This is a genomic window from Odoribacter sp. AF15-53 (genome assembly GCF_003479425.1).
Classification (GTDB): Bacteria; Bacteroidota; Bacteroidia; order Bacteroidales; family Marinifilaceae; genus Butyricimonas.
The window spans coordinates 24,337-49,463 of the sequence record NZ_QUHC01000009.1; the positions used below are offsets into that span (position 1 = coordinate 24,337).

29 protein-coding genes are annotated in these 25,127 nt (G+C 50.0%); 10 read left to right on the plus strand and 19 right to left on the minus strand.

Going from position 1 to position 25,127, the window contains the following annotated elements; genetic code table 11:
* The 4 genes from DWW52_RS16165 to DWW52_RS16185 all read left to right on the plus strand — a co-directional run bounded on the left by DWW52_RS16165 (position 1) and on the right by DWW52_RS16185 (position 3,806).
* Positions 1-585 carry a conjugal transfer protein TraO gene (locus tag DWW52_RS16165; RefSeq protein ID WP_004319140.1) on the plus strand — a complete coding sequence of 195 codons (585 nt, stop codon included), beginning with the start codon at positions 1-3 and terminating at the stop codon, positions 583-585.
* A gap of 13 nt (positions 586-598) precedes the next feature.
* The gene (locus DWW52_RS16170; protein WP_004295445.1) at positions 599-1,042 is read left to right on the plus strand and encodes a DUF3872 domain-containing protein; all 444 of its coding nucleotides are present in this window, start codon (positions 599-601) and stop codon (positions 1,040-1,042) included.
* 63 nt (positions 1,043-1,105) lie between these two features.
* Positions 1,106-3,058, plus strand: coding sequence for a DUF4116 domain-containing protein (locus DWW52_RS16175; protein ID WP_074784395.1), 1,953 nt, complete (start codon positions 1,106-1,108; stop codon positions 3,056-3,058).
* Positions 3,059-3,419: 361 nt separating this feature from the next.
* On the plus strand, positions 3,420-3,806 hold the full coding sequence (locus DWW52_RS16185) for a hypothetical protein (protein ID WP_004295441.1): 387 nt from the start codon (positions 3,420-3,422) through the stop codon (positions 3,804-3,806).
* A 53-nt stretch (positions 3,807-3,859) separates the two neighbouring features.
* On the opposite strand, the gene DWW52_RS16190 is transcribed toward DWW52_RS16185, so the two are convergent.
* Genes DWW52_RS16190 through DWW52_RS16230 form a run of 9 tightly spaced genes read right to left on the minus strand, consistent with a single transcriptional unit; the run spans position 3,860 to position 8,269 of the window.
* On the minus strand, positions 3,860-4,063 hold the full coding sequence (locus DWW52_RS16190) for a hypothetical protein (RefSeq protein WP_004295440.1): 204 nt from the start codon (positions 4,061-4,063) through the stop codon (positions 3,860-3,862).
* Positions 4,047-4,226 carry a hypothetical protein gene (locus DWW52_RS16195; protein ID WP_004295439.1) on the minus strand — a complete coding sequence of 60 codons (180 nt, stop codon included), beginning with the start codon at positions 4,224-4,226 and terminating at the stop codon, positions 4,047-4,049. The genes DWW52_RS16190 and DWW52_RS16195 overlap by 17 nt, the downstream gene beginning before the upstream one ends.
* Before the next feature lie 4 nt (positions 4,227-4,230).
* Entirely contained in the window at positions 4,231-4,497 is a 267-nt protein-coding gene (locus DWW52_RS16200) for a hypothetical protein (protein ID WP_004295438.1), read from the minus strand.
* Positions 4,498-4,543: 46 nt separating this feature from the next.
* Positions 4,544-4,861: a hypothetical protein gene (locus tag DWW52_RS16205; RefSeq protein WP_004295436.1), complete on the minus strand. Its 318-nt coding sequence runs from the start codon at positions 4,859-4,861 to the stop codon at positions 4,544-4,546.
* Between the two features lie 42 nt (positions 4,862-4,903).
* Positions 4,904-5,230 carry a hypothetical protein gene (locus DWW52_RS16210; protein WP_004295437.1) on the minus strand — a complete coding sequence of 109 codons (327 nt, stop codon included), beginning with the start codon at positions 5,228-5,230 and terminating at the stop codon, positions 4,904-4,906.
* A gap of 40 nt (positions 5,231-5,270) precedes the next feature.
* The gene (locus DWW52_RS16215; protein WP_017141505.1) at positions 5,271-6,554 is read right to left on the minus strand and encodes a PcfJ domain-containing protein; all 1,284 of its coding nucleotides are present in this window, start codon (positions 6,552-6,554) and stop codon (positions 5,271-5,273) included.
* 2 nt (positions 6,555-6,556) lie between these two features.
* Positions 6,557-6,967 (minus strand): PcfK-like family protein, encoded by a 411-nt coding sequence (locus DWW52_RS16220; protein WP_009132163.1) that lies wholly within the window; start codon positions 6,965-6,967, stop codon positions 6,557-6,559.
* Positions 6,968-7,012: 45 nt separating this feature from the next.
* Positions 7,013-8,005 (minus strand): hypothetical protein, encoded by a 993-nt coding sequence (locus DWW52_RS16225; RefSeq protein WP_007559037.1) that lies wholly within the window; start codon positions 8,003-8,005, stop codon positions 7,013-7,015.
* A gap of 12 nt (positions 8,006-8,017) precedes the next feature.
* Complete coding sequence (locus DWW52_RS16230) at positions 8,018-8,269, minus strand: hypothetical protein (protein ID WP_004303766.1); 252 nt, start codon at positions 8,267-8,269, stop codon at positions 8,018-8,020.
* A 233-nt stretch (positions 8,270-8,502) separates the two neighbouring features.
* Here DWW52_RS16230 and DWW52_RS21130 point away from each other — a divergent pair, with 233 nt between their 5' ends.
* From DWW52_RS21130 to DWW52_RS16245, 3 genes are all read left to right on the plus strand, one after another.
* The gene (locus DWW52_RS21130) at positions 8,503-8,721 is read left to right on the plus strand and encodes a hypothetical protein (RefSeq protein ID WP_173023375.1); all 219 of its coding nucleotides are present in this window, start codon (positions 8,503-8,505) and stop codon (positions 8,719-8,721) included.
* A 91-nt stretch (positions 8,722-8,812) separates the two neighbouring features.
* Positions 8,813-9,106, plus strand: coding sequence for a helix-turn-helix domain-containing protein (locus DWW52_RS16240; RefSeq protein WP_004319131.1), 294 nt, complete (start codon positions 8,813-8,815; stop codon positions 9,104-9,106).
* Positions 9,103-9,414 carry a helix-turn-helix domain-containing protein gene (locus tag DWW52_RS16245; RefSeq protein WP_004295430.1) on the plus strand — a complete coding sequence of 104 codons (312 nt, stop codon included), beginning with the start codon at positions 9,103-9,105 and terminating at the stop codon, positions 9,412-9,414. The genes DWW52_RS16240 and DWW52_RS16245 overlap by 4 nt, the downstream gene beginning before the upstream one ends.
* Before the next feature lie 33 nt (positions 9,415-9,447).
* Here DWW52_RS16245 and DWW52_RS16250 read toward each other — a convergent pair whose 3' ends face one another.
* The 3 genes from DWW52_RS16250 to DWW52_RS16260 are packed head-to-tail and all read right to left on the minus strand — an operon-like array spanning position 9,448 to position 12,386.
* Entirely contained in the window at positions 9,448-9,813 is a 366-nt protein-coding gene (locus DWW52_RS16250; protein ID WP_007559043.1) for a hypothetical protein, read from the minus strand.
* Positions 9,814-9,841: 28 nt separating this feature from the next.
* A complete protein-coding gene (locus tag DWW52_RS16255; RefSeq protein ID WP_118418063.1) occupies positions 9,842-11,131 on the minus strand; it encodes a site-specific integrase in 1,290 nt (429 codons plus the stop codon).
* Between the two features lie 31 nt (positions 11,132-11,162).
* Positions 11,163-12,386 (minus strand): site-specific integrase, encoded by a 1,224-nt coding sequence (locus DWW52_RS16260; RefSeq protein ID WP_007486356.1) that lies wholly within the window; start codon positions 12,384-12,386, stop codon positions 11,163-11,165.
* A gap of 419 nt (positions 12,387-12,805) precedes the next feature.
* On the opposite strand from DWW52_RS16260, the gene DWW52_RS16265 reads away from it, so the two are divergent.
* A complete protein-coding gene (locus tag DWW52_RS16265; protein WP_148315389.1) occupies positions 12,806-13,933 on the plus strand; it encodes a hypothetical protein in 1,128 nt (375 codons plus the stop codon).
* On the opposite strand, the gene DWW52_RS16270 is transcribed toward DWW52_RS16265, so the two are convergent.
* A complete protein-coding gene (locus tag DWW52_RS16270) occupies positions 13,926-15,341 on the minus strand; it encodes a WG repeat-containing protein (RefSeq protein WP_118716527.1) in 1,416 nt (471 codons plus the stop codon). The genes DWW52_RS16265 and DWW52_RS16270 overlap by 8 nt on opposite strands.
* A 112-nt stretch (positions 15,342-15,453) precedes the next feature.
* Between DWW52_RS16270 and cobC the strand changes: the two genes are divergently transcribed.
* The gene (gene cobC / locus DWW52_RS16275; RefSeq protein WP_118716528.1) at positions 15,454-15,981 is read left to right on the plus strand and encodes an alpha-ribazole phosphatase; all 528 of its coding nucleotides are present in this window, start codon (positions 15,454-15,456) and stop codon (positions 15,979-15,981) included.
* Positions 15,978-18,779: an ATP-binding protein gene (locus DWW52_RS16280; protein WP_233556945.1), complete on the plus strand. Its 2,802-nt coding sequence runs from the start codon at positions 15,978-15,980 to the stop codon at positions 18,777-18,779. Before cobC ends, DWW52_RS16280 begins: the two co-directional genes overlap by 4 nt.
* A gap of 6 nt (positions 18,780-18,785) precedes the next feature.
* Here the strand turns inward: DWW52_RS16280 and DWW52_RS16285 are convergent, their stop codons facing one another.
* From DWW52_RS16285 to DWW52_RS16310, 6 genes are all read right to left on the minus strand, one after another.
* On the minus strand, positions 18,786-19,049 hold the full coding sequence (locus DWW52_RS16285) for a hypothetical protein (RefSeq protein WP_118716529.1): 264 nt from the start codon (positions 19,047-19,049) through the stop codon (positions 18,786-18,788).
* A 70-nt stretch (positions 19,050-19,119) separates the two neighbouring features.
* Positions 19,120-20,052, minus strand: a complete 933-nt coding sequence (locus DWW52_RS16290; RefSeq protein WP_118716530.1) for a PD-(D/E)XK nuclease family transposase — start codon at positions 20,050-20,052, stop codon at positions 19,120-19,122.
* 128 nt (positions 20,053-20,180) lie between these two features.
* Positions 20,181-21,989 (minus strand): translational GTPase TypA, encoded by a 1,809-nt coding sequence (gene typA / locus DWW52_RS16295; protein ID WP_118716531.1) that lies wholly within the window; start codon positions 21,987-21,989, stop codon positions 20,181-20,183.
* Between the two features lie 82 nt (positions 21,990-22,071).
* Complete coding sequence (locus tag DWW52_RS16300) at positions 22,072-23,067, minus strand: class II fructose-bisphosphate aldolase (RefSeq protein ID WP_118716532.1); 996 nt, start codon at positions 23,065-23,067, stop codon at positions 22,072-22,074.
* Positions 23,068-23,280: 213 nt separating this feature from the next.
* Positions 23,281-23,949 (minus strand): uracil-DNA glycosylase, encoded by a 669-nt coding sequence (ung, locus tag DWW52_RS16305; protein ID WP_118716533.1) that lies wholly within the window; start codon positions 23,947-23,949, stop codon positions 23,281-23,283.
* 21 nt (positions 23,950-23,970) lie between these two features.
* Entirely contained in the window at positions 23,971-25,089 is a 1,119-nt protein-coding gene (locus DWW52_RS16310; RefSeq protein WP_118716534.1) for a glutaminyl-peptide cyclotransferase, read from the minus strand.
* Positions 25,090-25,127 lie beyond the last annotated feature (38 nt).

Here is a 25,127-nt window from a genome sequence, read left to right on the forward strand (position 1 = left end):
ATGAAACGGGCGATATTCATTCTCACGCTGGGGTTATGCCTCCTCCTTTCGGACGGGGCGCACGCCCAGCGTGCCCTGCCCGCCATGCGCGGGCTGGAAATACGGGGAGGCATGGCCGACGGCTTCTATACCCGGGACAGCCGCAGCGAAACGGGCTACTGGTTCGGGCTGGCCATGAGCCGTTACGCGAAGAATGCCGACAAGTGGGTGTTCGGCGCGGAGTTCCTGAACCGTTATTACCCCTACAAGTCGGAACGTATCCCGGTGGCGCAGTTCACGGCCGAGGGAGGTTACTATTACAAGTTCCTCGCTGACCCGTCCAGGACTTTTTTCTTCTACCTCGGCGGCTCGGCGCTGGCCGGTTACGAGAGCGTGAACCGGGGCGAGAGGCGGCTCTATGACGGCTCTACGCTCCGCCACCGCGACCGTTTCCTCTATGGCGGGGCCGTCACGCTGGAGGTCGATGCGTACCTGACCGACAGGATTATCCTCTCGCTGACGGGGCGTGAGCGTATCCTATGGGGCACTACAACGGGACATTTCCACGCGCAGTTCGGCCTGGGCGTGAAATTCATAATCCATTAAACTTGCAAGCGACATGAAAAAGATGAAAAAGATATTGGCCCTGGCGGTCTGGATCGCCGCCCTGGGTCTTTTATGCGCATCCTGCGACAACGGGCTGGATATACAGCAGGCGTACACGTTCTCTCTGGAAACGATGCCCGTTCAGAAGCGAATCTCCGTTGGTGAAACCGCTGAAATCCGCTGCACGCTCGTGCGGGAGGGGAGATATGACGGCGCGCGTTACACGATCCGCTATTTCCAGCCCGACGGGCGCGGTGAGTTGAGGATGGACGACGGTACGGTGTTCCTGCCCAACGACCGCTATCCGCTCGACCGTGAGGTGTTCCGCCTCTATTACACATCGCGCAGCGATGACCAGCAGACCATCGACGTCTATGTCGAGGACAACACGGGTCAGGTCGTGAAGACCTCCTTCACGTTCCAGAGCGAGAACGGGACGGAGGAAACGGAACGATAACGGAATATGTCTAACCAAGAGAAGCGCCCGTCACCCGGGCGCTTTCCATAAATACTGAAAACCATGACAGAGCAAGAGAGAATAGATATAGCCTATCTCGATACGGGGGTGTACGAGAACCCGTGGCGCGAGAACCTTTTCGAGACGCTGCCCGAGGATCGGAAAACGGCGGAAGTCTGCCGTTTCGCCATCAAGAAATCGGCTTTCAACATCGAGTTCGTTCCCGAAGCGATGAAAACGCCGGAACTTTGTCTTGCCGCGGCCGGCCACCGGGGCGAAACACTGAAATTCGTCCCTGACCGTCTGAAGACACCGAAAATGTGCCGTGCCGCCGTCGATAGCAACAGCTACGCGCTGTATTACGTTCCGGAGGGGTTGAAGACCCCCGAACTGTGCATGGCGGCCGTGAAGCGCAACGGTCTGGTGCTGGAGGCCGTCCCCGGGGAATTGAGGACGCCGCAAATATGCCGTGCGGCGTTGAAAGCGGTGGACAGTGCCGATTACAAGATACTCCCTTACATTCCGTATCCCGATATATGCCTGGAAGGGCTGAAAAAATTCGGGATGTCGTTCGTGGACAAGTTCGAGATTTTCGCCTCCATTGCCCCGGAGGTCATGACCGGGGAACTGGCCCTTCACGGCGTGGGGATGGACGCGTCCTGCCTTTCGCTCGTGCCGGTGGAACTGCGCACGGAGGCAGTCTGCCTGCGTGCCGTCAGCGGGGACGGCATCCTGCTCCATGAAGTGCCGGAGGAATTACGCACGGAACGGGTCTGCGAGGCCGCCGTGTCCTCGAACTACCTGGCACTGGAGTACGTTCCGAAACATCTGAAAACCGACCGTCTGTGCGGGATGGCGCTGGAGCGCGATCCCCTGGCCATCCGCTTTTTCAACCCCGAACAGCTCACGCCGGAGGTCTGCAACCGGGCGTTGGCCCGTACCGACGACCTGCGTGTCCTCCGCTATATCCCCTTCGAGGAGATACACCTGAAAGTGTTGGGGTTCTATTGCACGAATTACGATAAGACCTTCGATTTTTTGGAGAACATGAACCCCTGGTTCCTCACGCCGAGGGTGGCCCGGGAAATTTTCGCCCTGGAGCCGGAGCTGTTCTACAACCTTCCCGACCACGCCAAGAACGAGGAGATGTGCCGCCGGGCCGTCGGGCACGACGGGAGCTACCTGCAATATGTCCCCGAGAAGTGGAAAACGCCGGAGTTGTGCATGGAGGCCATACGGCGCAGTCCCTATGCCATCGCCCACCTGCCCGAGAGCATGAAAAGCCCGGATCTATACATGAGCCTGGTGCGGGAGAACCCGCAAAACCTGAAAGGCGTCCCCCGCGAAGCCCGGACGCCGGAGATGAGCCGGGAGGCTTTCGAGCGTACCTACGGGAAGGACAAAACCGATTTCTCGGTTATCAGCGCGTTGAGCGACCCCGCCCTGGTCTTGCAGGTGTTCCGCGAGCAGGACGACCCGCAGCAGATACACCGGTTGATGAGTGTCCTGCACCTGAACCGCCGGCTTGTAACGGAGGAGGTGGCGTTGGAGGCCGTTCGCAAGGATGCGGGGGTGCTGTACGACATTCCCCAGAGGGCCATCACGCCGCTCGTGGCCGATACGGCCGTGCGGGGCGACCCGAGGATGATCCAGTGGGTTCCGAGGGAGCTTCGCACGGCGGATCTGTGCCTCTATGCCGAGGCCGCCCATCCCGAGTTGCGGGTTTACGTTCCCGACGAAATAGCAAAGGGACGTAATATCTACTCGTTCCACCGTCAGGTGGACGCGAAATTGCGGCAGCCGCTCGAATACGAACAATACAAGACCCTCTACTCGGGCGGCGCGGTGCGTGTGAACAACGTGTGGACGTCGGTTGCGGGTGAGATTGACTGCTGCGAGGTGCGTTACGACCGTAAGACGGAGAAACTCAAACTGCGGATCGTCGAACCGCCCAGGGAGAAGAAGGCGCAGCCGAAGGTCGCGCCCCGCAAACCCGCCCGGGGGCCGAAATTGTAGGACGGCGGGTAGTTCTTTGGCAGGAAGGTTGTTAAAAATCGCACGTGTTGTCGCCGATACCCGAATGAAATCGTTATATTTGCAATCGAATCCTCCGGCGGCGTGCCGCCGGGCGATTTACATACGGAAGGAACACATTATGGTGGGGCATTGAAAACAGCCAAATTTTAATCCGCTCGCAAAATAATGGGTAGTTCTCTTCTTCATCGTCGTGTCTATATGCGTCAAGCGTATGCGATAGCGGCGTGGGGAGAAATTATCTATCGAGTGGATGGGTGCTTGGCTGTACCTCAATGCCGGTATTTAACGTATTCTCACGCCTTTTTCGTATGGTATTTGTCTGAACCTAAAGAAAAGCGATATGGAAACGAAATCGACAAATGAGGTAAAGGGTGATTACGACCGGGTATCGGCGAGTGAATGCCTGGGGTCGCTAATCGAGTTGCACGGGATTGTCATGGAAGACGATCTGTTCGTCATTCCCGATGCGGATGGCACGGCAGTATTATACAATGACGGGAAGATACGTTTTGACGAGATCGCCGACATCGAGGTCGGCTCGGTGTTTGTGGGCATCCTGCTCCGCAACGGCTATCTGTTCTACCTTTCCCGTACCGAACCGCTCAAGACGTGCATATACACGCATGGCGGGTGGGGTTCAATCTCTGAAATTTCTCCCCGTGGCATTGCCGGACATATCGGGCGTGAACTGCACGGGAAGCTGGGCGACCATACGGCGGTCGATTGACGGGAAACAAAAAAATCGGACGGTTATCGTCCGATTTTTTTCGCGTCGTATTTTCACGGCCGTTGCCTGCCGTGTTCCCGTTTCCGCCTTTGCAGGGCGAGCAGTTGCCGCAACATGTAGGCATGGTTTTCCCCCACGGTATGCCCCGAGGGCATCAGGTAGGGACTTGCGAGGCACTCCCGGCATTGGCGTACCGCCTCTTTTAAGTCGGTAACGGTTATTTCCGCTCCCGTGATGTCTTTAATCTTTGTTTCCATTCTTGTCCTGTTTTTTTGGTTCGTACCAACTGTCCCGGTAATTTTCTCCCACGAGCGAGAAAATTCCGCTCATGCCGCTTTCAGCGGCGAAATTTTTGGCTTCCCATATACCGGAAAACTCTCCCAGCAGCCGGTAGCCGATGAATAATTTGTACTTGCGCATGATTTTATCGTTTTTCCAGGTTGATAATCGGTGTGTTCTTTTGCAGCCATTCCTTCACGCTGTCCATGTTGTATTCGGATGTGATAACCGCCGTTCGGTCGTCGATTTCGGTGAAGCGCGTAGTTTCATACCCGTCGATCCACTGCTTCAGCGTGGCAACGCCCCACACCTGCGGGTCGTCGAACATGGTGTTGAGCCGCCCGATACCCTCGCCGAAGGTTACGAGCAGCGTTTCATAGGAGATTTCCTTGTTTACTTCATTCGTTTTCATATTCTCGCTTTTTACGGGCGGCTTTTGCCGCCCCGAAATTTTTTAATCAGACAAGTTCCACTCTAACCCTGCTCATGTTCGCCCAGAACACGCCGTTGCAGTAGTAGGCGTAGCCGTTATGCCAGTTGCTCCTGCGGCGTATCACGTCCTGCTCGGGTGGTCGTATCTCGATACTCGTGGTGTAGATGTTGTGTCCCACGGTAATGACGAGGTTGCACCTTCGCCATATCTCGGAATGGGTTTTGAACCCGTTTTTCCCCTCGACGAGCGCAAGGGCCGTCTTGACTGCTTCCCGAACTTCCCAATCCCACTCCCCGAAGGGTTTGAGCGGGCGTGCCATGTAGCTTTTATAGATGATTTTCATTGTTATATTTTTTTTTGTAGGGCGGCTTTCGCCGCCCCGATTTTATAATTCGACAATCCTTTCCACTCTGCCGTACAACATGGAGCGTATGCTCGTCTTGTCCACGCCCTTGTATTCCGTGTAATGCCCGTACTGCTTTACCACGAATGTTTTCAGTACATCGACAAAGTTGAAACGATACCCTAAAAGCGGAATGGAGTCCTTGAAATAGGTGTTATGGTTTACCTCACGGGTAATCCAGTCTTTCTCCTCACGGGTGAGCGTTCCCCCGTCATTGAGCCGTTTGCGTAATATGTACGCTTTTGAGCCTGCAAGGCTTTCGAGTGCGGGAACGTCCCACGACACGAATTTATATGCTATTTGGTTCATTCTATTTTGTTTTTGCGGGCGGCTTTCGCCGCCCCGATTTTTATGCTGTCATTCGTTTCCGTATAAGGGACATGTTCCCCTTCATCAGTTTCAGTATTTGCCCGTGGTATGGGGTATTCTTGTTACACACGCCACGGCTCTGCACGACCTCCATGCGTTTTAGGGACACCTCTATCGTTTCGATACGTTTGCCGTCGATTGTGGCCGAGAGTATGAGCGAGTCGGCTTTCAGATAGTATTCGTTGGTAAACACGCAATGGTGCATGGCCTCGCCCTCCTGCCGTATGGCTTCAACGCTGTCCAATACCTTGATGCAGATTTCCCCGTCGGAAAACTCCACTCCGAAAAACCGCCCTTTGGCTTCGACAAACGAGGCTTCCTGTTCCAACGCCTTGCGCCGTTCCTCCTGCCGCCGTTCCATTTGCATGTGCCGCCGTTTTTTTGCCATGTAGAGGTCATGCGCTGCGGGCAGGTCTGCGGGACACACGAAATGGGCGTTATGCAGGTCTTTCCCGAAAAATCGCAGCAGGTCGATGTAGTCGCACCATTCCGTCGGTTTCCCGATAGCGTACCCGTTACGGATGGCGATACGGATGGCCGGCCAATAGTCTGCGATATTGCGGGAGGAACGGGCGAAAAATCGCACGAGTGCCGTTTGTCCCGCTTTAAGCAGCGTTTCGGCCTTGTTCTCCGAGAGCAGCAGGTGGATAAGGTCGAAAGGGGTTACATCGGGGAGTTGTTTACCGTAGCCGCTTCGGCGCAGTTCGGGGATAAGCCGTTGTCGGGGATAGATGCGTGTGGGCGTGATGTTGTATTTCCCGTCGTTCTCCGCCCGCAGTTCCAATGCGCTCGACCAACTCCACCCGTGAACGAAGAAGCCCATCGGGCGCAGCCGTGCGAAGGTTGCGGAGCGTCCGTCGGGGGCAATCCACCGCTGTACGGCTTCGATATGGGTGTAAACGGGCGTCTGTCCCACTTTCGCCCAACACTCGATATAGACGAAGCGCAGGACTTGAAAACCCTTGCAGCGGGTTACGATGCACAAATACTCGTAATCGTTGAACTTGCGGCGCAGGGTGGTTTCCACTTTCAGCGGGGTGTGGCAGTGCGGACACTCGCACCCTAACAGATTGTCCGTGAGTTCTCCGTTTTCGCTCTGCCACGTGTGGCCGCACTCGGTGCAGGTGATAAGTCCTTTCGGCGTGCGGCGTCCGATATGCTCGATGCAGTTCTTGTACCCCCATTCGATTTGTGCGGGGGTAAGCGGCGGCAGGTGTTTACTTGCCGCCACAACGCTCTGTTGGAATTTTGTTCTCGGTTTCATAACTAAAATAGACTGGGCATTAGTTTGTTATCTTCGATTTTCTTGGGTTTGGACTTGGCTTTCGCCAACTTGGCGTAGGCTTCGCTCTCGGCCTTCCGTATGGCGTTCCGCCGTGCCTCGGCTTTTTCCTCCTCGGTCAGTTCAACGGTGTGATTGACCACTACCTTGCAACTGACGGGTTTGCCGATGTCGATGTCCTCCTCGTCGTAATAGTGGAGTGCCATAGAGTATATTTCCTCGTCGGCAAACCCGTTGCAACCGCTCTGCCGTACTTGGTTGATGATGAAAGTGCAGCAATCGTCAATGTTCTTTTTCGGGTTGGCGTATCGGGGTGCGAAAAGTTCGTCCTCCCGTGCCCGTGCGTCGAGATAGTTCTGTATCGTCAGTTTGAAATAATCTGTTCCTTGTGCCATGATTTTTTGGTATTGTGGGGCGGCGAGCCGCCCCGTGTTCAACATTTATTCGTCCTTTCCGAGAAGCCGCCGCACCTCGTCCTCTTTGGTCTTTTGGAAAATCCATCCCGCTCTCTTCTGCCCGTCATGCGTCAGCCGTGCGTTGAAGCGTCCCCCGAGTGCGTGAAGGGCGTCCTTGACGGGCTTGGTGTCCCCGAATACGGCTATCGCCTTCTCGGAATAGTCCACGATGATAAACCCGCCTTGCACGCTCGTTTCAGTGCGTTCCGCCCGTTTTTCGTCTTTCGGCTCGGGCAGACATATATTCTCCTCGTTTCCTGCGATATATGCCAGCCTGTCGATGTACCCTTCACGTGTGTAGTGGGTCAGTTTGCAGACACTCCACCCGTATTTCGGACTTTTGCCGAGCGTGAAAACGGGATAGCGGTGTTCGTTCTTGGGGTCGTATTCGGAGAGGTGCGCCGTTTGCGGGAAATTGGCCGCCGCCTTTCTCAACTCCCCGAAGCCGTTGCGGGAGGTGGCCGAAAAGCCGAGAATGACGGTACGCACGCTTCGGGTGGTCGAACACTCGTAAGAGGGGTCAGTGTATTCCGTTTCGTTGAGTTCGGCGATGATTACGCCCTGCACCCCTTCGGGCATGATGCGGCGTAACCTCTGCGCTCCTATTTCCGCTATGCGGTCATGCTCGGCTTTCTCTTTGGCGGCGGCGATGGCCTGCGCCGTGGCTTGCTCTTCCGCCTGCCCCACGAGCAAAGCCACCTCGAAAGCGTCCATGAACTCGGGGTTCACGTCGTCGTAGTACCTGCCGATACCGAATGTTTGCGAGAGGGGTCGCAGAATGTCCGTTTGGCTGATTTCCTTTGTTTCGGTATCGACCATGTGGTACACGTAGCCACGGGCGGTGTGTTCCACCTTGTAAACGACGTAACGCTTTCTGCTCGCACCCGCACCGATACCGATGATTACCTGGTTTTCCTTGACTACCTGCACCCGTGTGTCCGTGGTAGTCGCTCCGAATAATGAAATGTACTTTGTCATACCTGTAATAATTTAGAAGATGTGAGTGAATAGGAAATAGAAAAAGCCGGTTAGAGCCACGAGAGAAACAAGGCAGGAGAAAATGCCCCGCAGGATGTCATAACAGAACGTGAAGCCCAAAACGACCCAAATAAAGTCGATACCCCACACGTGGAAGCCCAAAGCCACCGCCCCGACCTTTACCGCCAACCCGACCTTTGCCTTTATGCCAAGTGGAAGGTTGGAGGATTTCTGTTTCCATTTATTTTTCTCTTCGTTTCTCATAACCTTTGACTTTTTTTTTATGCCGTAGCGGAGCCGGTATGGATGGAATCTGTTTCGGTAGCATCAAAAGGTGTCGGGGATAGCTGCTGCAAGATTTTGTCGGAAAATACGCTCGCCCGCAGGGAAAGAGGAAGATTTTGCGGCAAACCGCCCCGCGGCCCGATCTTGCAGCAGCGTGAGCCCCGTAACTACCTTTGCTACTGACAACAGATTTCCATACCGCGCTCCGCGGCATGAAAAAAAAGAGAGGAAAAGGTTATGGGAGAGAAACGGGGAGAAAACGATATGCCGTGAACGCTCGCGAAAGTCGGTTCACGGCTCACCCTGCATGGAATGATAAATCGCCCGCGAACATTTCCTTTCACGGGCGATTGGCGTATCGGAGCGTGCCGATCCCGTATCGGCGGAGGATCGTTTCCGCCGGACGTGGCGCCACTCGCTGCCACTTTTAAGACGGATACGTCCATATGCCACTGGCTGATAACAAGATACTGTCCATTTGTGTACTTTTGGGCATCCGGGAAACAAAAAATGAAACAGAACATGGAAATAATAAGTATGGACGTGAAGGCTTTCGACGCGCTGGCAGGGCACGTGGAAGCCATTGAAAGAAAAGCCGAGGCGTTATGCCGCAGGCAAGAGGACGTGAGTTTGAAAAAATGGCTGGACAACCAGGATGTCTGTGACGTGCTGGGTATATCGAAACGTACCCTGCAAACCTACCGGGAGAAAGGGTTGCTGCCTTTCAGCCGCATCCGTCACAAAATCTTCTACAAACCGGAAGATGTCGGGAAACTGCTGCAATCGTCGCACTATCCTAATACCGCCGCGTTATGAGCCATTATTTCATCGACAAGCACGATCCGCGTGTGGCGGATCTCTTCCGGCGTTTGGAAAAGGCCGGCAAGGCACTGGATAAACTGGAATCCTCCGGAGGCCGGACACTCAAGGGAGAGCGGTTCGTCACCGACGAGGAATTGTCCCGGCTGCTGAAAATCAGCAGGCGTACATTGCAGGAATACCGCACGGCGCGGATCATTCCCTATTATTTGATTCAGGGCAAGGTACTATACATGGAATCCGAGATACAGAAATTTCTGGAAGATTCCCGGAAGAAATGTATCGGGGGACAGGAATGGGTATAAAAGAAGAACGGCCATCACGGCCGTTCTTCTTTTTCAGTTCAATATCGTGTTCATGCCGGGGAGCTGCCAGACGACGGCGGTCGTCGTGGCCCTTCGGACAAGCCACCGTCGGAAGGCTTCGGCATTCCCGGATTTTAAGCGGAAAGCCAGCGCGGCGATCATTTCGAGCGAATACAGCTCGACAATACCGCCGTCACGGTTGCGCTCCCGGCGGTAAACCCGCTCCTCACGGAGTATGCCGCTTTTGAGTATGGAGCGGATGTTGCTCCCCACGGCAGGAACGAAGACTCCGAACAGGTCGGCAATCTGGTGGCGCGTGAGCCATACACGGTTCTCCGGCGTGTGGATTTCCACCCGCCCGTTTTCAATGCTGATAGGTTCTCTTGTCGTCATAGTCATACAAATTTATCAATTTTTGTTATACTGTTCAACCGTTTACCGTTATAATATCTGCCGTTTCCGGTTCGTCCTCCTCGTAGAGATTTATTTTCCGGCCTTTGGTCTGTTCTTTCAGACGTTTCATGTCCTCGTCCACCTTGCGGTCGGTCACTTTGGCGTAAATCTGCGTGGTGGAAATGCTCTTGTGTCCCATCATGCGGCTGACAGTTTCGATAGGCACACCCAGCGAGAGCGTGATATGTGTCCCGAAATTGTGCCTCGCCTTGTGAAAGGTCATGTCGAAGCCGTATGTCCGTCCCAGTTCTCTGGTGAGCTTGATGAGATACCCCCGGCAATAGAGGTTGAAAATCCTGTCGCTTTTACGCTCGTGGCGGTATTTCTCGATGATCTGCAACGGCACGTTCAGCAGGCGGATGGCCGAGGGCGTTTCGGTCTTCTGGCGCCGGATGTGTATCCAGTACGTTCCGTCGTCCGACTGCGTGATGTCTTTTTCGGACAAGCGTTTCAGGTCGGCGTAGGACAACCCCGTGAAGGTAGCGAAGAGAAACCAGTCCCGCACCCGCTGGAGGTTGGGTTTACCGACGGGAGTTTCCATCAGTTTTTTGAGGTCTTCGAGTTTCAAATGGCGGCTCTTGCGCCGGGGCAGTTCCGGGTGCAGCTTCCCGTAAGGGTCGCGCCGGAGTGTACCCTGACTGACAGCCCGCTTGGTCATTTTTTTCAACCGGTAAAGATGCTCGTGTACTGTCTTGGGTTTCATTTCACGATCTGTACGCAGGAATATTTCAAAATCATCGTAGAACTCCCGGTCAAGGCTCCGCAACGCTACATCCTCCTTTTCCTTCCTTTTTTTCACGAAGGAGGCTAAAATATTATAGGAGTTCTCGTAACTTTCATAAGTTTCTTCCTTGCGATCCACGCCGATACGCTTGCGGAACTCCTCGTTATGCTCGCGGAACAAGGCAAGGAGGGTGAACGGTTTCTGCCCGATTCCTTCCACGGCGTTTTTGACCAGCTCGGCCGTCACGAAACCGAGGCTTTTACGAATATGACGGTAATGTCCGGTGATTTTTTCGGTCAGTTTCTCTATTGCCTGGTTTACCGTTCGGGCGTTCTCGCTTCGTCCGTTCGCCCTTTTGGTTTCCGGATTCCAAAGCGATGGATCGACAAACGCGTTGATATTGATCGGGGCCGACTTGGCGTCGATGCTTACCTTGCATAACAATTTACATGTTCCGTCCTTGCGGACTTTCGTGCGGTTGATGTAGAACAGCAGGGAGAACGTGCTGCGGCGTTTTATCTCTTTATTATTCGTTTCCATAATCGTTGTGAATTTGATTGTCAATGATAGATTAAATAGCTACGGAGAAGCGGCCGGCAATCTTTTCCTCTAAAGACCGGGTATCCATGTCGATCTTGTCATCGGTCACTTTGGCGTAAATCTGCGTCGTGGAAATGCGGCTATGCCCCAGCATTTTACTGACGGTTTCAAGCGGGACACCATGCGAAAGTGTGATCTCGGTGGCGTAGGTATGGCGTCCGCAGTGAAAGACGAGCTTCCGTTCAATTCCGCAAATGGCGGCAATACGTTTCAGTGTCCGGTTGAGTTCGTTGTTGCTGTACATCGGCAGCAGTTTTCCTTCCGGGGCCATATCCCGGTACTTGTCGAGGATGAGCAACGGTATGTCGAGCAACGGCACTTCATAGTCGATTTTCGTCTTCTTGCGGGCGGTCTTGATCCATACCTCACCGTCCTCGGCCACTTCCAGATCCTCCGTCGTCAGGCGGCACATGTCCCCGTAAGGGATACCCGTGTAGCAGGAGAAGAGGAACAGGTCGCGGATATGGTAGAGTTTCGGGTCGTGCAGGGGTGTGGTCATCAGCCGTTGTAACTCTGCGGCGGTAAGGTATTTCTGTTCCCGCTCGGGATGTTCGGCTTCATACCCCGCGAACGGGTCGGCAGTGATAATCCCTTCCGCGATGGCTTCCCCGACAATCGTGTTCAACCGTGTGACAAGCAACACGATAGTTCCCAGGGCAAAGCGGCGCTCCGTGCGTAGGTAGAGGTCATAGTTGTCGATGAATGAACGGTTCAGGGCCGTGAAAGGAACATCCGACAACTTGTATTTCTCCTGGATGAAAGCAGCCACACAGTTACAAGCATAGCGGTAAGATTGTGCTGTTCCCTTTTCCCGGTTCACGCCGACACGTTTTTCGAAATGTTCGATGAACGTCCGGAAATAACCCAACAGGGTTTCCTGCCCGAAAGCCGTCCCCAACAACAGATTCCTTATTTCTTCAGCCGTTACATTCTCACGGGTGGCTGACAGTTCGTCATAAATGGAAATGGCTGAAGCTCGCAAATCGTCCAGTTGCCGGTTGATTTCCCGCGCGGCGTTACTTTTACCCGTGGCACGTCCGGATGCCCACAGTGCAGCGGGTACGGACATTTTCGCACTAAAAGCCGCTTCTGAAAATTTGCCGACGGCAAGTTTCGCCATGACCGGGCAATGTCCCTCGTCATTCATTTCGCTCTTTTTGAGGTAGAACGTAACCGTTACATCCGTCTGTTTCATAACTCTATTTTTTTTATGTTGCAAAATTACTTGATATAGAGTTATTTACAGTTATGAAAATTATAGCGGAACAAAGAATAAAACCCCGGATGCCGGTAACATAACCTGTATTTCCATGAAAAACGGAAAAAAACGGTTATCTTTACGGGCAAAATATAGGGTTCTTTGCATGGTGAACGGTAAAACCGCAGGTGGTTAAGCGTTATTTTGCCGGATTATCCGGGGCTAAAAAAGGCAACGGATAAGTAGCAAATCTTTCTCTTAACCTTTCATTATCCTGCATTTTAGCGATTTGGAAAGGTATAGAAGAATTTGGCTTAACTCTCCTCAATACCAAACACTTACTTTATTTATCCAAATTTTGCCGTTTTTTTGCGAGTTCTTTGTATCTTTGTAGAATACCAAAACGACTTATGAAAATGAAATCAATTGTTGTCTGTTTTTGCTTTTGTTGCTTGGGATTCTGGGGCCATGCGCTTTCAGCACAGGAACAGGTTCGGGTATTGCATCCGTTGGAACAATGTACCCCGGTGACGGATTTGAATGACCGGATTGAAGAGGTGAAGGCTATTCCTTTGCAACGTCATTTTGATCCGCGGTCGCAGGAGTGGTTTCAGAAGAAATTATTGATTACCCCGAAAGGGGATTTCTTGCTCGTGTATGGTAGCGAGGTTTTGTGTTTTGATGACAGTGGTAAGTATTGGTTCTCGATGAAATATGACAAGGGCGAGGAGTGTGCTTTTCATCAGGATGCGTGTATTAGCGTGGATCGGAAAAGATTGTTGTTTGCTCACGGGGATAGTGAAGTCGTGTTTTTTGATCTTGAAGACGGGCGAGAGGTTGAACGTCTTCCGATGAATAAGCCGTTACGATCGTTTGAAGCGATCGCCCCGGCCCCGGATGGTGGTTTTTATTATTATCAAGTACCGAATCCCGGTACGAATCATTTTAAAACGGGAGTGCCGATGTTAACTCGATTTGGTCGGGAAGGCCAGAAATTGGAGAGTTCGGTTCCTCAGGTCGGTTACACGGTGAATGCTTTTCTCGTGTCACAGTCACGGGGTAATACCTATCTGATCCGGACGCAAGGAGGGGATAACGCTTGTTACCGGGTAGATGAGAAAGGCGTGTTAAAAAAGGCGTACACGGTCGATTTCGGGGATAAGGGGATTCCTGATTCATACGGGAAAGTGAATGAGGTGCTTGCATTGTCGGATTACTTGAGGGCGGATTATTATAAGATGCCGATTTATTTTTGTGAAACGGCCCAAGCGCTTTATTTCGCTAGTTGTGGTCCGGGGGCAACGCTGTATAATTATTTATACCCTAGAGAGGGAAATTCCGGGGTTTGCTGGAAGGGAGACCCTGAAATGGAGATTCATTTTTTCGCCGCGGACGATACTTGTTTTTACACGATCGTGGAACCTGCAACGCAAGAGCTTATGATGAATACCCAAGACCCTCTACTGAAACGGATACTGGGACAAATTGCCTTGTCTTCCCTGCAAAAGCCCTCGGCTTATCTGGTGAGAGTCAAGTTTAAATAGCGTCGGATGGGGTGTTGATCTTTATACGGACGATGTGTCCGTCTGTCTGTTGAACTTGTAACGTGCCGTCTTCTTCTATGGGGTAGACGGTTTTGTATTTGCAGGGAACGATTTCTTTTCCTGTTCTGTCAATGTAGCCTTCCAATTTCTCGCTCCGAACGATAGCGTATCCTTCGGGAGAGAGTTCTCCGATGTAGGTGTACTTGCATGGTATGATTTCCTGTCCTTTGCCGTCGCGTAGTCCGACCATGAATTCATCGTCCATGATGAGGAGGATTTTCTCGTTCTGGTTCAACCAGTAGATGTCTTTGTATTTGCATGGCAGGATGACTTCCCCTTTTTGATTGGTTAGGCCGTAGCGGTTGTCTTGGGCGAAGCGGTAGAGGTTGTTGCCGAGTTGTCCGATAGAACTGTATTTGCAAGCGAGTAATTCGCCCCCGGTGCTGTCAACAAGTCCATAGGTATTCTTTGATTTAACACGGAATAATCCGTTGCCGAAATCTTGTATGGCGTCGTATTCCGGGGCGATGATTTCTTGGCCGGAACGATTCATGTAGCCGTATAGTCCGTTGAGCTTGACCGATGCTGTTTTGAAATTCTGGAAATCCTCGATCCGGTCGTATTTACACTCGGTTAATTCCCGGCCATCCCCGTTCATGAGGCCGTATTTCCCGTTCTTTTCCATGCGGATGAGTTGTCCGGCGAAAAGTACTCCGTTACCGTCGCAGAAGGTTAATGACTGGTATTCACAAGGAACGATCTCTTGGCGTGAGGGGTTGATCAGCCCGTGGAGCGTGTCACGGGTTACCCGGTAAAGGGTCGGGCCGAATTCCCGGATTTCGTCATATTCGCAGGGGAGTATTTCCTTCCCTTTCTGGTTAATGAACCCGAGTTTATTTTCTCTTTTGGCGGTCGCAATGCCCGTGGAGTCGAATGTCCCGATTTCCTGGTAAAGAAAAGGAATGACGATTTTGTTGGAAAGGGTGATGTAGCCGTAGCGGTTTTGCTTCCGGGCTTTGATGATCGAGTCACCGGAAATGGTCCCGATTTCATCGTAAATGCGGGGCACCAGTTCTTTTCCTTCCGTGGATATGATCCCGTAAAGTCCTTGGGAGGAGACTTTCGCCAACCCGTTTTTAAAGGCTTCGGCCGTTTCGTATTTCAAGGGGATGACAATGTCGCCCGAGGTGTTGATGTACCCGAATTTGTTTCCCATTCGCACGGCGGCCAGGGCTTCGCTGAAATCGTGGGCGTGGTCGAATTTGTGGGGGATGATGTCCTCGCCTCGCTCGTTGATGTAACCCCATTTCCCGTTGGCCAGTTGATGGGCGTAACCCGTGAAATGCTGGTCTTTGCATGAAAGTGCTAGGAGGACGCAAGAAACGTATATGATGAAAGAAGTTTTCATGTTGTTTTTTTAGGTAAAACACGCTTAATCATGTCAAAAGTATAAATTTGTTGGCAAAATCTTAGTTATATATTGAAAAAAAGGCGATTTTTACAAAGTAAAAGATTACTATATGGATGTGTTTTTGATCAGACATACGAGAACGGCCGTGGTTCCCGGGACGTGTTACGGGAATTCAGATGTTGATGTTGCCGGGTCTTTCCCTGAAGAGGCGGAAAGAGTACGGGTGAGATTGGAGGGGGAACGATTTGATGCAATTTATTCCAGCCCGTTACAACGGTGTCGGAAGCTGGCCGTTTATTGCGGGTACGAGAACCCGGTTCTGGATGATCGGCTGAAAGAGTTGAATTTCGGGAGCTGGGAAGGTCAACGTTGGGATGAGATTCAGGACCCCCGGTTACGGGAATGGTACGATGACTGGTTGAGTATCCCGGCAGGTGGTGCGGAAAGTTTCTTGGAACAATATAACCGGGTTTCGGCTTTTTTGGATGATTTGAAGGATTCGGGATACCGGAAAGTATGCGTGTTCACTCACGGGGGAACGATTCGTGCGGCTTTGATATATGCCGGGAAATATAATTTTAACCAAGCTTTCACGGATGACGTGGATTATGGTACTCAAATCAGGATTACGATATGAAGTATGTTGCTGTCGTCTTATTATTATTTTTTGGAACGAATCTTTTTGCGGAAGAGAGGGAATCGGATGATTATATTCTTGTGATTAGTTCGTACAGCAGCCGGTATCCTTGGCCTAAAGTGATCGAGAACGCTTTTCGTGTGGGAGTCGCGAAGGAGGTGAAGTCCGTGAGTATTTATAGCGAGTACCTGAATTGTGATCGTTTTTCTTCACCGGAAACGTGGTTGGAGACGATGCGCCTGATCATAAAGAATCATGCTTCCCAGCCGCCTAAACTGGTCGTGTTGATTGCCGACGAGGCTTGGATGGCCTATCGCAAGGCTTATTCCGGGCAATGGGGGGATGTCAAAGTGTTGTTGGCCGGGGTGAAAGATTGGGGAATAGATTTTGATCGATACGTGAACAAGCGGGATTTGACGGTGAACGATTTTATCGAGACGGCAGAGTTGTGTGAACGGTATAATGCTACCGGGCTTACCGAGCGGGTTGGCGTGAGCGGGACGGTCGATATGATGAAACGGTTGTTTCCCGATATGAAGAATGTTGTTGTTATTGGTGATAATTGCTTTTTTGGTATATTTTCTACGTTATTAGCTAATAGATTTATCCCGAAAGATCATCCCGAATTGAACTATATTGCATTGGACGGGCGTTTTATGACGACGGATTCTCTTTACAAGAGATTGCAGTCTTTGCCGGAGGATTCGGGTATTTTGTTAGCCTCCTGGCTCCAGGATATGGAGGGGCACACGACGGAATTTGATGCCGTGAATGCCAAGATACTGGAATTGGGAGAGAAACCCGTGTTCACGCTTTCCGATTGGGGTGGCAAGAGAAGCTGGTCTATGGGAGGTTGTTATACCTCTTCCGTGAATTACGGGCAGAGTTTGGCGGATATTGCCGTTCGTTTGCTGGAGGGAGAATCCCCGCAGGATATCCCTCTCGCGTCGGCGGGGAAAGATTTCGGCGTGCATCTGAACAAGTCGCTGGTGATCGAGTATGGATTGGATGCGTCTGTCTTGCAAGGGCCGATCACGTATTTCGGGTTTCCTCATTCTGTCTGGGAAAAACACCGGACACTGCTGGTTGAGGTTTTGATCGGGGCGTTGTTGTTCGTGTTGCTGTTGATGATTGCTTTTTATTTCTATCGAACCAAGAGGTATTTGTTGTCGTTGGAGGGGGTGAGTGATAGCTTGACGGTTTCTTTGAATAACCAGAAGCATGTATCCGAGATATTGGAGATTTTTCTTCAGGCTAAGACGGAGAAGGAAGCGGTGGATCGGATGTTGTTGCGGATGATAAATGAATATCATGCCGATCGGGCTTATATTTTTGAATTTGACCGTGCAGAACAGTATTGTGATAACACGTACGAGATTGTAGCTGAAGGTATCGCTTCCCAAAAGGGAAATTTGCAGGGCATCCCGTTAAGTAGTGTCCCTTATATTTATAGCACGTTCCTGAATGAGAGGATGGTGATTGAAGATGATTGGACGGGTGCGCGGAAGAAGATGTCCGAAGAGGAGTGGCGGGTGCTGGCCGATCAGGGGATACAATCCGTGTTGTTAGCTCCCTTGCATTCCGGGAACCGGACGTGGGGGTTTGTCGGGGTGGATTTCGTGAGGAAAAGGAAGAATTGGACCGAGCAAGACAAGTTGTATATCATGACCTTGATCCACGTGCTTTGTATCGGTATCGCGCATTTCCGTTCAACGGCCTTGCAGAAGGAGAGCGAGTTGCGATTCGGTTATCTTTACAAGAATATGTCGTTAGCTATTTGCCTGTTCGACTCTAAAGGTATCGTGCAGGAGATAAACGATCATTTCCTGAAGATGATCGGGGTCGAAAATCGGGAAGAACTTTTTGGCTTGTCGTTATATTCCTTGCGATTTATCACGGATGAAGGATGGGCTGTCTTGGATAAGGAGGGACAACTGGTGATGGAATACGAGTTTGCCCCAGAGGCTTGGCTGCGATTGCATCAGGTACATTCTAACCGGGAATCGAATTGTTATTTCACCGTTCATATCAAGGAGTTGAAAGATGAACAGGGAGGCCCGTTGGGCTACATGATGGTGTGGATTGATAACACGGTTCTCGTGAAGGCCCGGGCGAAAGCGGAGGAGTCAGACCGGTTGAAGTCTGCTTTTATTGCTAACATGTCTCATGAGATTCGTACCCCGTTGAATGCTATCGTGGGATTCTCGGAATTACTCACGATGGAGGAGGATACGGACAAGGAAGCCCGGGACGAGTACATGAAACTGATCCGTACGAATACGGATTTGTTGCTTCAGTTGATAAATGATATCCTTGACCTTTCGAAGATCGAGGCCGGGGTGTTGGATTTTATCCCGGAGAAGGTGGACGTGGAATTGTTGTTATCCGGTATCGAGGCTCTGTATGTCTTGAAAGCCCCGGAGGACGTGGAGATTAAATTGGTGGGTAGACAGACGGGTTTGCATTTCCTGCTCGTGGACAAGAACAGGTTGAGCCAGATTATATGTAATTTCTTGAATAATGCTTTGAAATTTACCACGCGGGGGTACATTCATTTCGGGTACGTGGTCCGGGAGAGCGAGGTTTATTTCTTCGTGGAAGACACGGGAACGGGTATACCACAAGAGAAACAGGCCGCTATATTCCAGCGCTTCGTGAAGTTGGATTCCTTTAAACAGGGCACCGGGCTGGGGCTTTCGATTTGTTCCACGATCGTGGAAAAGTGGAAAGGACAGATCGGGGTGGAATCGGAGGAGGGACGAGGTTCTAGGTTTTGGTTTACCGTCCCGAGAAAATAAGGCGGGTTATTCCCATATTTCCTCGTCTTTTTCTTTCTCTTCCTTCAGTTTCTTGCGTAAACCTTTTTCCACGGCAAGAACAAGGAAGATGATCAAAAACATGATGATCACGTTGAGCCACGGGCGATAGGAGACTTCGTAAAAATCTGTCATGGCTATTTTGGTGATCGCGGCAAGGATTAGAACATACAGGCATGTACGTACATTCCGTAGTTTCTTCTCCGTGGTGAGCACGGTTTCTTTTTCGGAAGTTTGTTTTTTTCTTTTCATGACCTGGTTTTTAAGTAACACGTACTATCCTGTAAAGGTATGAAATAATATCCGGATTTCACTGGATAAATTATAACGCTTCTATTTCAGTCGGAGATACTCCCGTGTATTTAGCTATTACATCTGTTGATATACCATCCGTTTTCATTGTTCGGGCGATCTCCAGTTGCTTCTTTTTCTCTCCTTCTATTCTTCCCTCCATTCTTCCTTCTTCTCTTCCTTCTTCTCTTCCCTCTTCTCTTCCCTCCATTCTTCCTTCCATTAATCCTTCGAATTTGGCGGTGCCCAACACGTCGTTCTGGATCATGATAGCATCGACATGACGGTCATAAGCTTCACGTTCGGTCTTATCCATGTTGTAATAGATCAACTTCTGACGGGCTTCTGCCAGGCCGGGAGCCTGCGTATCGGGGCGGATGTGACCGCTTTTAAGATAGTCGATCCACTCTTCTAACGGGGTGACCGCAACCTTGTTGAATTCGTTCACCCGGATTAGGAAATACTCGGGAAAAATTTCCGATGGTAGTCTACGCACGATGGCATCTTTTTCCTTGGTCGTTACTTGAAGCAAGTCGCCTGTATGCACGCCGACAAATGAATTCTGACCATGGTACAAGTAGTCGTCACCTTTACCTATATCGAAGTAAAGAATACTGATAGAGTACACTTTTTTCACCTCCGAGTATACATCTCCTAACTCGATATGTTCAGTGATCGCTTTCGCTACACCATAAAGGATACGTTCAAGAAAATAAATTTCACGGGTGATTTGTACCTCGACGAGAATGATTTCGTCCTCGCTGTTCCGGGCCTTGATATCCACTCGGTTAAACTTGTCGTCACCGCTTTGCTGGTTTCCCTCGCTTTCGAGAATATCAATAATATGGATTCCCTTACCGAGTAACACGGTAAGAAGTCCTTCAAGGACCCCGAAGTTGGCTTTGTTTCGTAACAATCGTTTGATAGCCCAATCAAAACGAATGTACCTGTCTTTCTGTTCCATTTGTAGCTTGTTTGCGATACTCTCAACAAAGATACAATTTATTTTTGAATAATGGTAAGGATAAAAAAATAACTACCTCCTGTGTAGGAGGTAGTTATTTCAATAAACAGGGACTTGTATCGAGATCCCTATTCTATGGTTTTGTTTCTTCTCTTTCTTTCGTTCTCGTCGAGATAAATCTTGCGGAGGCGCATCGCTTTGGGGGTTACTTCCACGTACTCATCCTCTTTGATATATTCGAGAGCTTCTTCCAGGCTGAACAGGATAGGTGGGGCGATATTTGTTTTCTCGTCGGAACCGCTGGCTCGCATGTTTGTCAATTTTTTGGATTTGCAAACGTTGATCACGATATCATCTTGACGGGTACTTTCCCCGATCACTTGTCCTGCATATACCTCGTCTCCCGGGGTGATAAAGAATTTGCCCCGATCCTGTAGTTTATTGATCGCGTAGGCGAATGAATCTCCCGTTTCCATGGCAATCAGCGAACCGTTGGTACGCATTTCGATATCCCCGGCGTAGGGTTCGAAACCTTTTAAACGGTGGGCGATAACCGCCTCTCCCGCAGTGGCGGTTAAAAGGTTGCTTCTTAAACCGATGATTCCTCTGGAGGGAATATCAAAGGTCAGGTGTACCCGCTCGTTACGATGTTCCATGTTCGTCATGACTCCTTTCCGGCGGTTAACCATCTCGATAGCTTTACCGGATACTTCTTCCGGTAGGTCGATGGTTAATTCTTCAACGGGCTCGCATTTAACCCCGTTTATCTCTTTAATAATAACTTTCGGTTGTCCTACTTGTAATTCGTAACCTTCACGGCGCATGGTTTCGATTAGCACGCTTAAATGAAGTACACCACGTCCGAACACGATGAAAGAATCGGCAGACTGGCCCGGTTCAACCCGTAAGGCGAGGTTTTTCTCCAATTCCCGATCCAATCGCTCTTTGATGTGGCGGGAGGTCACGTATTTCCCGTCTCGTCCGAAGAAGGGGGAGTCGTTAATGGTGAACAACATGCTCATGGTCGGTTCATCAATGGCAATAGGAGCCAAGGCTTCCGGGTTCTCGAAGTCAGCGATGGTATCACCAATCTCGAATCCCTCAATTCCGACAAGGGCACAGATTTCACCGCATTGGACTTCTTCCACTTTTTGTTTTCCCATTCCCTCGAAGGTCATGAGGTCTTTAATTCTTGTCTTCACGAAGGTGACACCGTCTCTTTTACACAGCGTGACGGGCATCCCGGATTTTAATGTCCCGCGGGTCAACTTCCCGATAGCGATTCGTCCCACGTAAGAGGAATATTCCAGTGAAGTTATTAACATCTGTGGAGTCCCTTCCTGTACTTTGGGTTCCGGGATATCTTTGATGATCGCATCAAGCAACGGGGTGATGTCTGTCGTGGGTTTGTGCCAGTCTGTGGACATCCAACCTTGTTTGGCACTACCGTAGACTACGGTAAAATCTAATTGTTCTTCCGTGGCGTCTAACGAGAACATCAAGTCAAATACCTGTTCGTACACGAAGTCGGGACGACAGTTCGTTTTATCGACTTTGTTCACGACTACAATCGGTTTCTTGCCCAAGGCAAGTGCTTTTTGAAGCACGAAACGCGTTTGAGGCATGGTGCCTTCAAAAGCATCAACCAGCAATAATACTCCGTCAGCCATGTTTAACACGCGTTCAACCTCTCCTCCGAAATCGGCGTGGCCCGGGGTGTCAATAATATTGATTTTATAATCTTTATAATGAACTGAGACGTTCTTGGCTAGGATGGTGATCCCTCTTTCTCTCTCCAGGTCGTTATTATCCAGCAATAGATCACCCGTATTTTCTGTTTCTCTGAATAAGTTTCCTTGAAAAATCATCTTGTCGACCAATGTGGTTTTCCCGTGGTCAACGTGCGCGATAATCGCGATGTTTCTAATTTTCTGCATCTTGCTCCTATGGTATTAAATCCAAATAGGGCGCAAAGTTAATGTTTTTTCAAAGAAAAGGGGCTTATTAAGCCCCTTTTTTTTATTCTACCCTATTCGCACTTCCCAAAACGTTAATCGTTTTGTGCTTGTACAATTCTTTTAAAGCCTCTCTGGCGGGGCCGAGATACTTACGCGGGTCAAATTCTGCAGGTTTCGTTGCAAATACTTCACGAACGGCTGCGGTCATGGCAAGACGACCGTCAGAGTCGATATTGATTTTGCAAACGGCAGAAGTGGCTGCTTTGCGTAATTGTTCTTCGGGGATACCCACGGCGTCTTTTAACGCACCGCCATATTTATTGATCGTGGCGACTTTGTCCTGAGGTACGGAAGATGATCCGTGAAGAACGATCGGGAATCCGGGAATTCTTCTTTCGATTTCTTCGAGGATGTCGAAACGTAATGGGGGAGGAACGAGAATTCCGTCTGCGTTCCGGGTACATTGTTCCGGTTTGAACTTGTTTGCCCCGTGAGAAGTACCGATCGAGATGGCTAACGAGTCAACTCCGGTTTTCTTCACGAAATCTTCTACCAAATCCGGGCTAGTGTAAACGCTTGCAGCGGCAACAACGTCATCTTCAATTCCGGCCAGCACTCCAAGTTCTCCTTCTACGGTAACATCATATTTGTGAGCGTATTCAACAACTTTCTTGGTTAATGCCACGTTTTCTTCGTAAGGAAGAGCCGATCCGTCGATCATCACGGATGAGAAGCCCATTTCGATACAAGACACGCACAGTTCATAAGTGTCGCCATGGTCCAAGTGAAGACAGATCGGGATATTGCATCCGAGTTCTTTGGCATATTCTACCGCACCTTGTGCCATGTAACGCAAAATCGTTTGGTTGGCATATTTGCGGGCACCACTGGATACTTGTAATATAACAGGAGATTTTGTCTCCACGCAAGCTGCAACGATGGCTTGCATTTGCTCCATGTTATTGAAATTAAAAGCCGGTATGGCGTATTTGCCTTCCATTGCTTTCTTGAACATTTCTCTGGAATTAACCAGTCCTAAGTCTTTGTAATTAACCATAGCTGTTATATTTATATTTCGTGCATCAAAGTTATATATTAAAAATAAAGATTTGCAAGGAATCCGGATAAAAATTTCAAACGTTTGCGGAGATTGAAAACTCGGAGAATTTTCAAGTTGCAGGTTGAGCCTACGGCTCTGCAGGTTGCGGGTTACAAGTTAGGGAAAGATGAACTTGTGATTTGAAATCTCACGGGTAAAAAATAGAGTGTTTTACCACTCTATTTCTTTTAAGCCGTGAGATTTCAAATAGGTATTTGCTTGGCTGAACTGGTGATTCCCGAACCAGCCACCCCGGTTAGCCGATAGTGGTGAAGGGTGAACGGATTTCAACACCAAATGTCGCTGCGGGTTGATGAAGGCTCCTTTGCGTTGGGCGTATGATCCCCACAGGAAGAACACGAGGTGTTCTTTTTGCTCGGATATCGCTTTGATGACTGCGTCCGTGAAGGTTTCCCAACCTTTGTTTTGGTGTGATCCGGCTTGATGGGCTCTTACGGTTAGGGTGGCGTTTAACAGAAGCACGCCTTGTTCTGCCCAGCGTTCCAGGTTGCCGGAGGTGGGGATCGGGTGACCGAGATCGTTATTTATCTCTTTGAAGATATTTTGTAATGAAGGCGGTTGCTCGATGCCTTCCGGGACGGAGAAGCAAAGCCCGTGTGCCTGCCCGGGACCGTGATAAGGGTCTTGACCGAGAATCACGACCTTGGTCTGGTCGGCAGGACAATGGTCGAATGCGTTGAAAATGAGTTTTCCCGGGGGGTAAATTCTGGTGGTCTTGTACTCGTTCTTTACAAATTGAATCAATTCGGAGAAATAAGGTTTCTCAAATTCATCTTTTAAGAGTTCTTTCCAAGAGGGCTCGATTTTTACGTCAACCATAACTTTTTTTAGAATTTAAAATTAATATGTTTTTATTTCAAACAACTTCGGCCAGTGTTTTCCTGTAACGTAAATCGTGCCCTTCTTTTCGTTGTACGCGATACCGTTCAACACGTCGTCATTTTGATCCAGTTTAGCTTTTTCGGCCGCAGTGAGCAGGTTCGGGAGTAGTAACTCCTGTACGACTTCTCCGGATTGCGGGTCGATCACCACGATCCGGTCCGTGAGCCATTCGTTGGCCCAAATATATCCGTTGATATATTCGAGTTCATTCAAGTGGACTACCGGACCTTTGTTGTCGTATACTTCCACGGTTTTGATCACGCTAAAGAGTTCCGGATCCAAGTGGTACAGGTTGTGGGAACCGTCACTCATCGCCAGTTTGTCGTTCATGGTCGTGAGTCCCCAGCCTTCCCGCATGGCATAATCAAATGTCGTTAAAAGCGTGAATGAAGCGAGATCATACACGAATGCTTTTTGGGAAGTCCACGTGAGTTGATAAATCTTATCTTTATAAACGGTGATACCTTCCCCGAAATATTGGTTGTCCAAGCCTAAGGTAGCTAAGGTTTTGTTGCTTTCCAGATCAATTTTACGTAGGGAGGAGTGACCTTTGATCCCGGTCCCTTCGTAGATGATCCCGTCAATATATACCAGTCCTTGCGTGGATGCGTCCGTGTCGTGTTTGTATGTTTTTATCAGTTGATATGAAAGGGATTTCGGTGCCTTATCCGGTTTCACGATAAATGTTTGGGTGGCGACACCACATTTATTGTTCGGGTGGAACGCTATTACTTTCAACGTGTTGGTTCCACATTTTTCTTTAGGGATTTTGAACACGTATTCTCTTGTGGCACTGTCGAGAGTGGCTATTTGTTGTTGGTTGAAGAACAAATGGGCGGAATCAATTTTATAATGCTTGTTGTTCGCGTATACTATTTTGAGTTCCTCGTTGAACTGGCAGGTGTCGAATTTCATCGGGTAAACGAATTGCACGCTTTTCACGTACTTGGGACCCGTGTTGCGACTTTTTGCATTATCTACTGATGTGACCGCGTTTTGATTTTCTTTGCTCTTTTTTTCTCTCTGACAGGCGGAGAGAAGTAGAACTGAAAGTAATATGTAGTAGAGAAAAGGCATAATATATAATATTTTGAATTTTAAATTGTAGATTTTAA

What these genes read in the sequence shown, in the direction of transcription:
- DWW52_RS16165 (WP_004319140.1), top strand. Translation starts at nt 1, where the DNA reads ATGAAACGGGCGATATTCATTCTCACGCTGGGGTTATGCCTCCTCCTT.
- DWW52_RS16170 (WP_004295445.1), top strand. Translation starts at nt 599, where the DNA reads ATGAAAAAGATGAAAAAGATATTGGCCCTGGCGGTCTGGATCGCCGCC.
- DWW52_RS16175 (WP_074784395.1), top strand. Translation starts at nt 1,106, where the DNA reads ATGACAGAGCAAGAGAGAATAGATATAGCCTATCTCGATACGGGGGTG.
- DWW52_RS16185 (WP_004295441.1), top strand. Translation starts at nt 3,420, where the DNA reads ATGGAAACGAAATCGACAAATGAGGTAAAGGGTGATTACGACCGGGTA.
- DWW52_RS16190 (WP_004295440.1), bottom strand. Translation starts at nt 4,063, where the DNA reads ATGGAAACAAAGATTAAAGACATCACGGGAGCGGAAATAACCGTTACC.
- DWW52_RS16195 (WP_004295439.1), bottom strand. Translation starts at nt 4,226, where the DNA reads ATGCGCAAGTACAAATTATTCATCGGCTACCGGCTGCTGGGAGAGTTT.
- DWW52_RS16200 (WP_004295438.1), bottom strand. Translation starts at nt 4,497, where the DNA reads ATGAAAACGAATGAAGTAAACAAGGAAATCTCCTATGAAACGCTGCTC.
- DWW52_RS16205 (WP_004295436.1), bottom strand. Translation starts at nt 4,861, where the DNA reads ATGAAAATCATCTATAAAAGCTACATGGCACGCCCGCTCAAACCCTTC.
- DWW52_RS16210 (WP_004295437.1), bottom strand. Translation starts at nt 5,230, where the DNA reads ATGAACCAAATAGCATATAAATTCGTGTCGTGGGACGTTCCCGCACTC.
- DWW52_RS16215 (WP_017141505.1), bottom strand. Translation starts at nt 6,554, where the DNA reads ATGAAACCGAGAACAAAATTCCAACAGAGCGTTGTGGCGGCAAGTAAA.
- DWW52_RS16220 (WP_009132163.1), bottom strand. Translation starts at nt 6,967, where the DNA reads ATGGCACAAGGAACAGATTATTTCAAACTGACGATACAGAACTATCTC.
- DWW52_RS16225 (WP_007559037.1), bottom strand. Translation starts at nt 8,005, where the DNA reads ATGACAAAGTACATTTCATTATTCGGAGCGACTACCACGGACACACGG.
- DWW52_RS16230 (WP_004303766.1), bottom strand. Translation starts at nt 8,269, where the DNA reads ATGAGAAACGAAGAGAAAAATAAATGGAAACAGAAATCCTCCAACCTT.
- DWW52_RS21130 (WP_173023375.1), top strand. Translation starts at nt 8,503, where the DNA reads ATGAAAAAAAAGAGAGGAAAAGGTTATGGGAGAGAAACGGGGAGAAAA.
- DWW52_RS16240 (WP_004319131.1), top strand. Translation starts at nt 8,813, where the DNA reads ATGGAAATAATAAGTATGGACGTGAAGGCTTTCGACGCGCTGGCAGGG.
- DWW52_RS16245 (WP_004295430.1), top strand. Translation starts at nt 9,103, where the DNA reads ATGAGCCATTATTTCATCGACAAGCACGATCCGCGTGTGGCGGATCTC.
- DWW52_RS16250 (WP_007559043.1), bottom strand. Translation starts at nt 9,813, where the DNA reads ATGACTATGACGACAAGAGAACCTATCAGCATTGAAAACGGGCGGGTG.
- DWW52_RS16255 (WP_118418063.1), bottom strand. Translation starts at nt 11,131, where the DNA reads ATGGAAACGAATAATAAAGAGATAAAACGCCGCAGCACGTTCTCCCTG.
- DWW52_RS16260 (WP_007486356.1), bottom strand. Translation starts at nt 12,386, where the DNA reads ATGAAACAGACGGATGTAACGGTTACGTTCTACCTCAAAAAGAGCGAA.
- DWW52_RS16265 (WP_148315389.1), top strand. Translation starts at nt 12,806, where the DNA reads ATGAAATCAATTGTTGTCTGTTTTTGCTTTTGTTGCTTGGGATTCTGG.
- DWW52_RS16270 (WP_118716527.1), bottom strand. Translation starts at nt 15,341, where the DNA reads ATGAAAACTTCTTTCATCATATACGTTTCTTGCGTCCTCCTAGCACTT.
- cobC (WP_118716528.1), top strand. Translation starts at nt 15,454, where the DNA reads ATGGATGTGTTTTTGATCAGACATACGAGAACGGCCGTGGTTCCCGGG.
- DWW52_RS16280 (WP_233556945.1), top strand. Translation starts at nt 15,978, where the DNA reads ATGAAGTATGTTGCTGTCGTCTTATTATTATTTTTTGGAACGAATCTT.
- DWW52_RS16285 (WP_118716529.1), bottom strand. Translation starts at nt 19,049, where the DNA reads ATGAAAAGAAAAAAACAAACTTCCGAAAAAGAAACCGTGCTCACCACG.
- DWW52_RS16290 (WP_118716530.1), bottom strand. Translation starts at nt 20,052, where the DNA reads ATGGAACAGAAAGACAGGTACATTCGTTTTGATTGGGCTATCAAACGA.
- typA (WP_118716531.1), bottom strand. Translation starts at nt 21,989, where the DNA reads ATGCAGAAAATTAGAAACATCGCGATTATCGCGCACGTTGACCACGGG.
- DWW52_RS16300 (WP_118716532.1), bottom strand. Translation starts at nt 23,067, where the DNA reads ATGGTTAATTACAAAGACTTAGGACTGGTTAATTCCAGAGAAATGTTC.
- ung (WP_118716533.1), bottom strand. Translation starts at nt 23,949, where the DNA reads ATGGTTGACGTAAAAATCGAGCCCTCTTGGAAAGAACTCTTAAAAGAT.
- DWW52_RS16310 (WP_118716534.1), bottom strand. Translation starts at nt 25,089, where the DNA reads ATGCCTTTTCTCTACTACATATTACTTTCAGTTCTACTTCTCTCCGCC.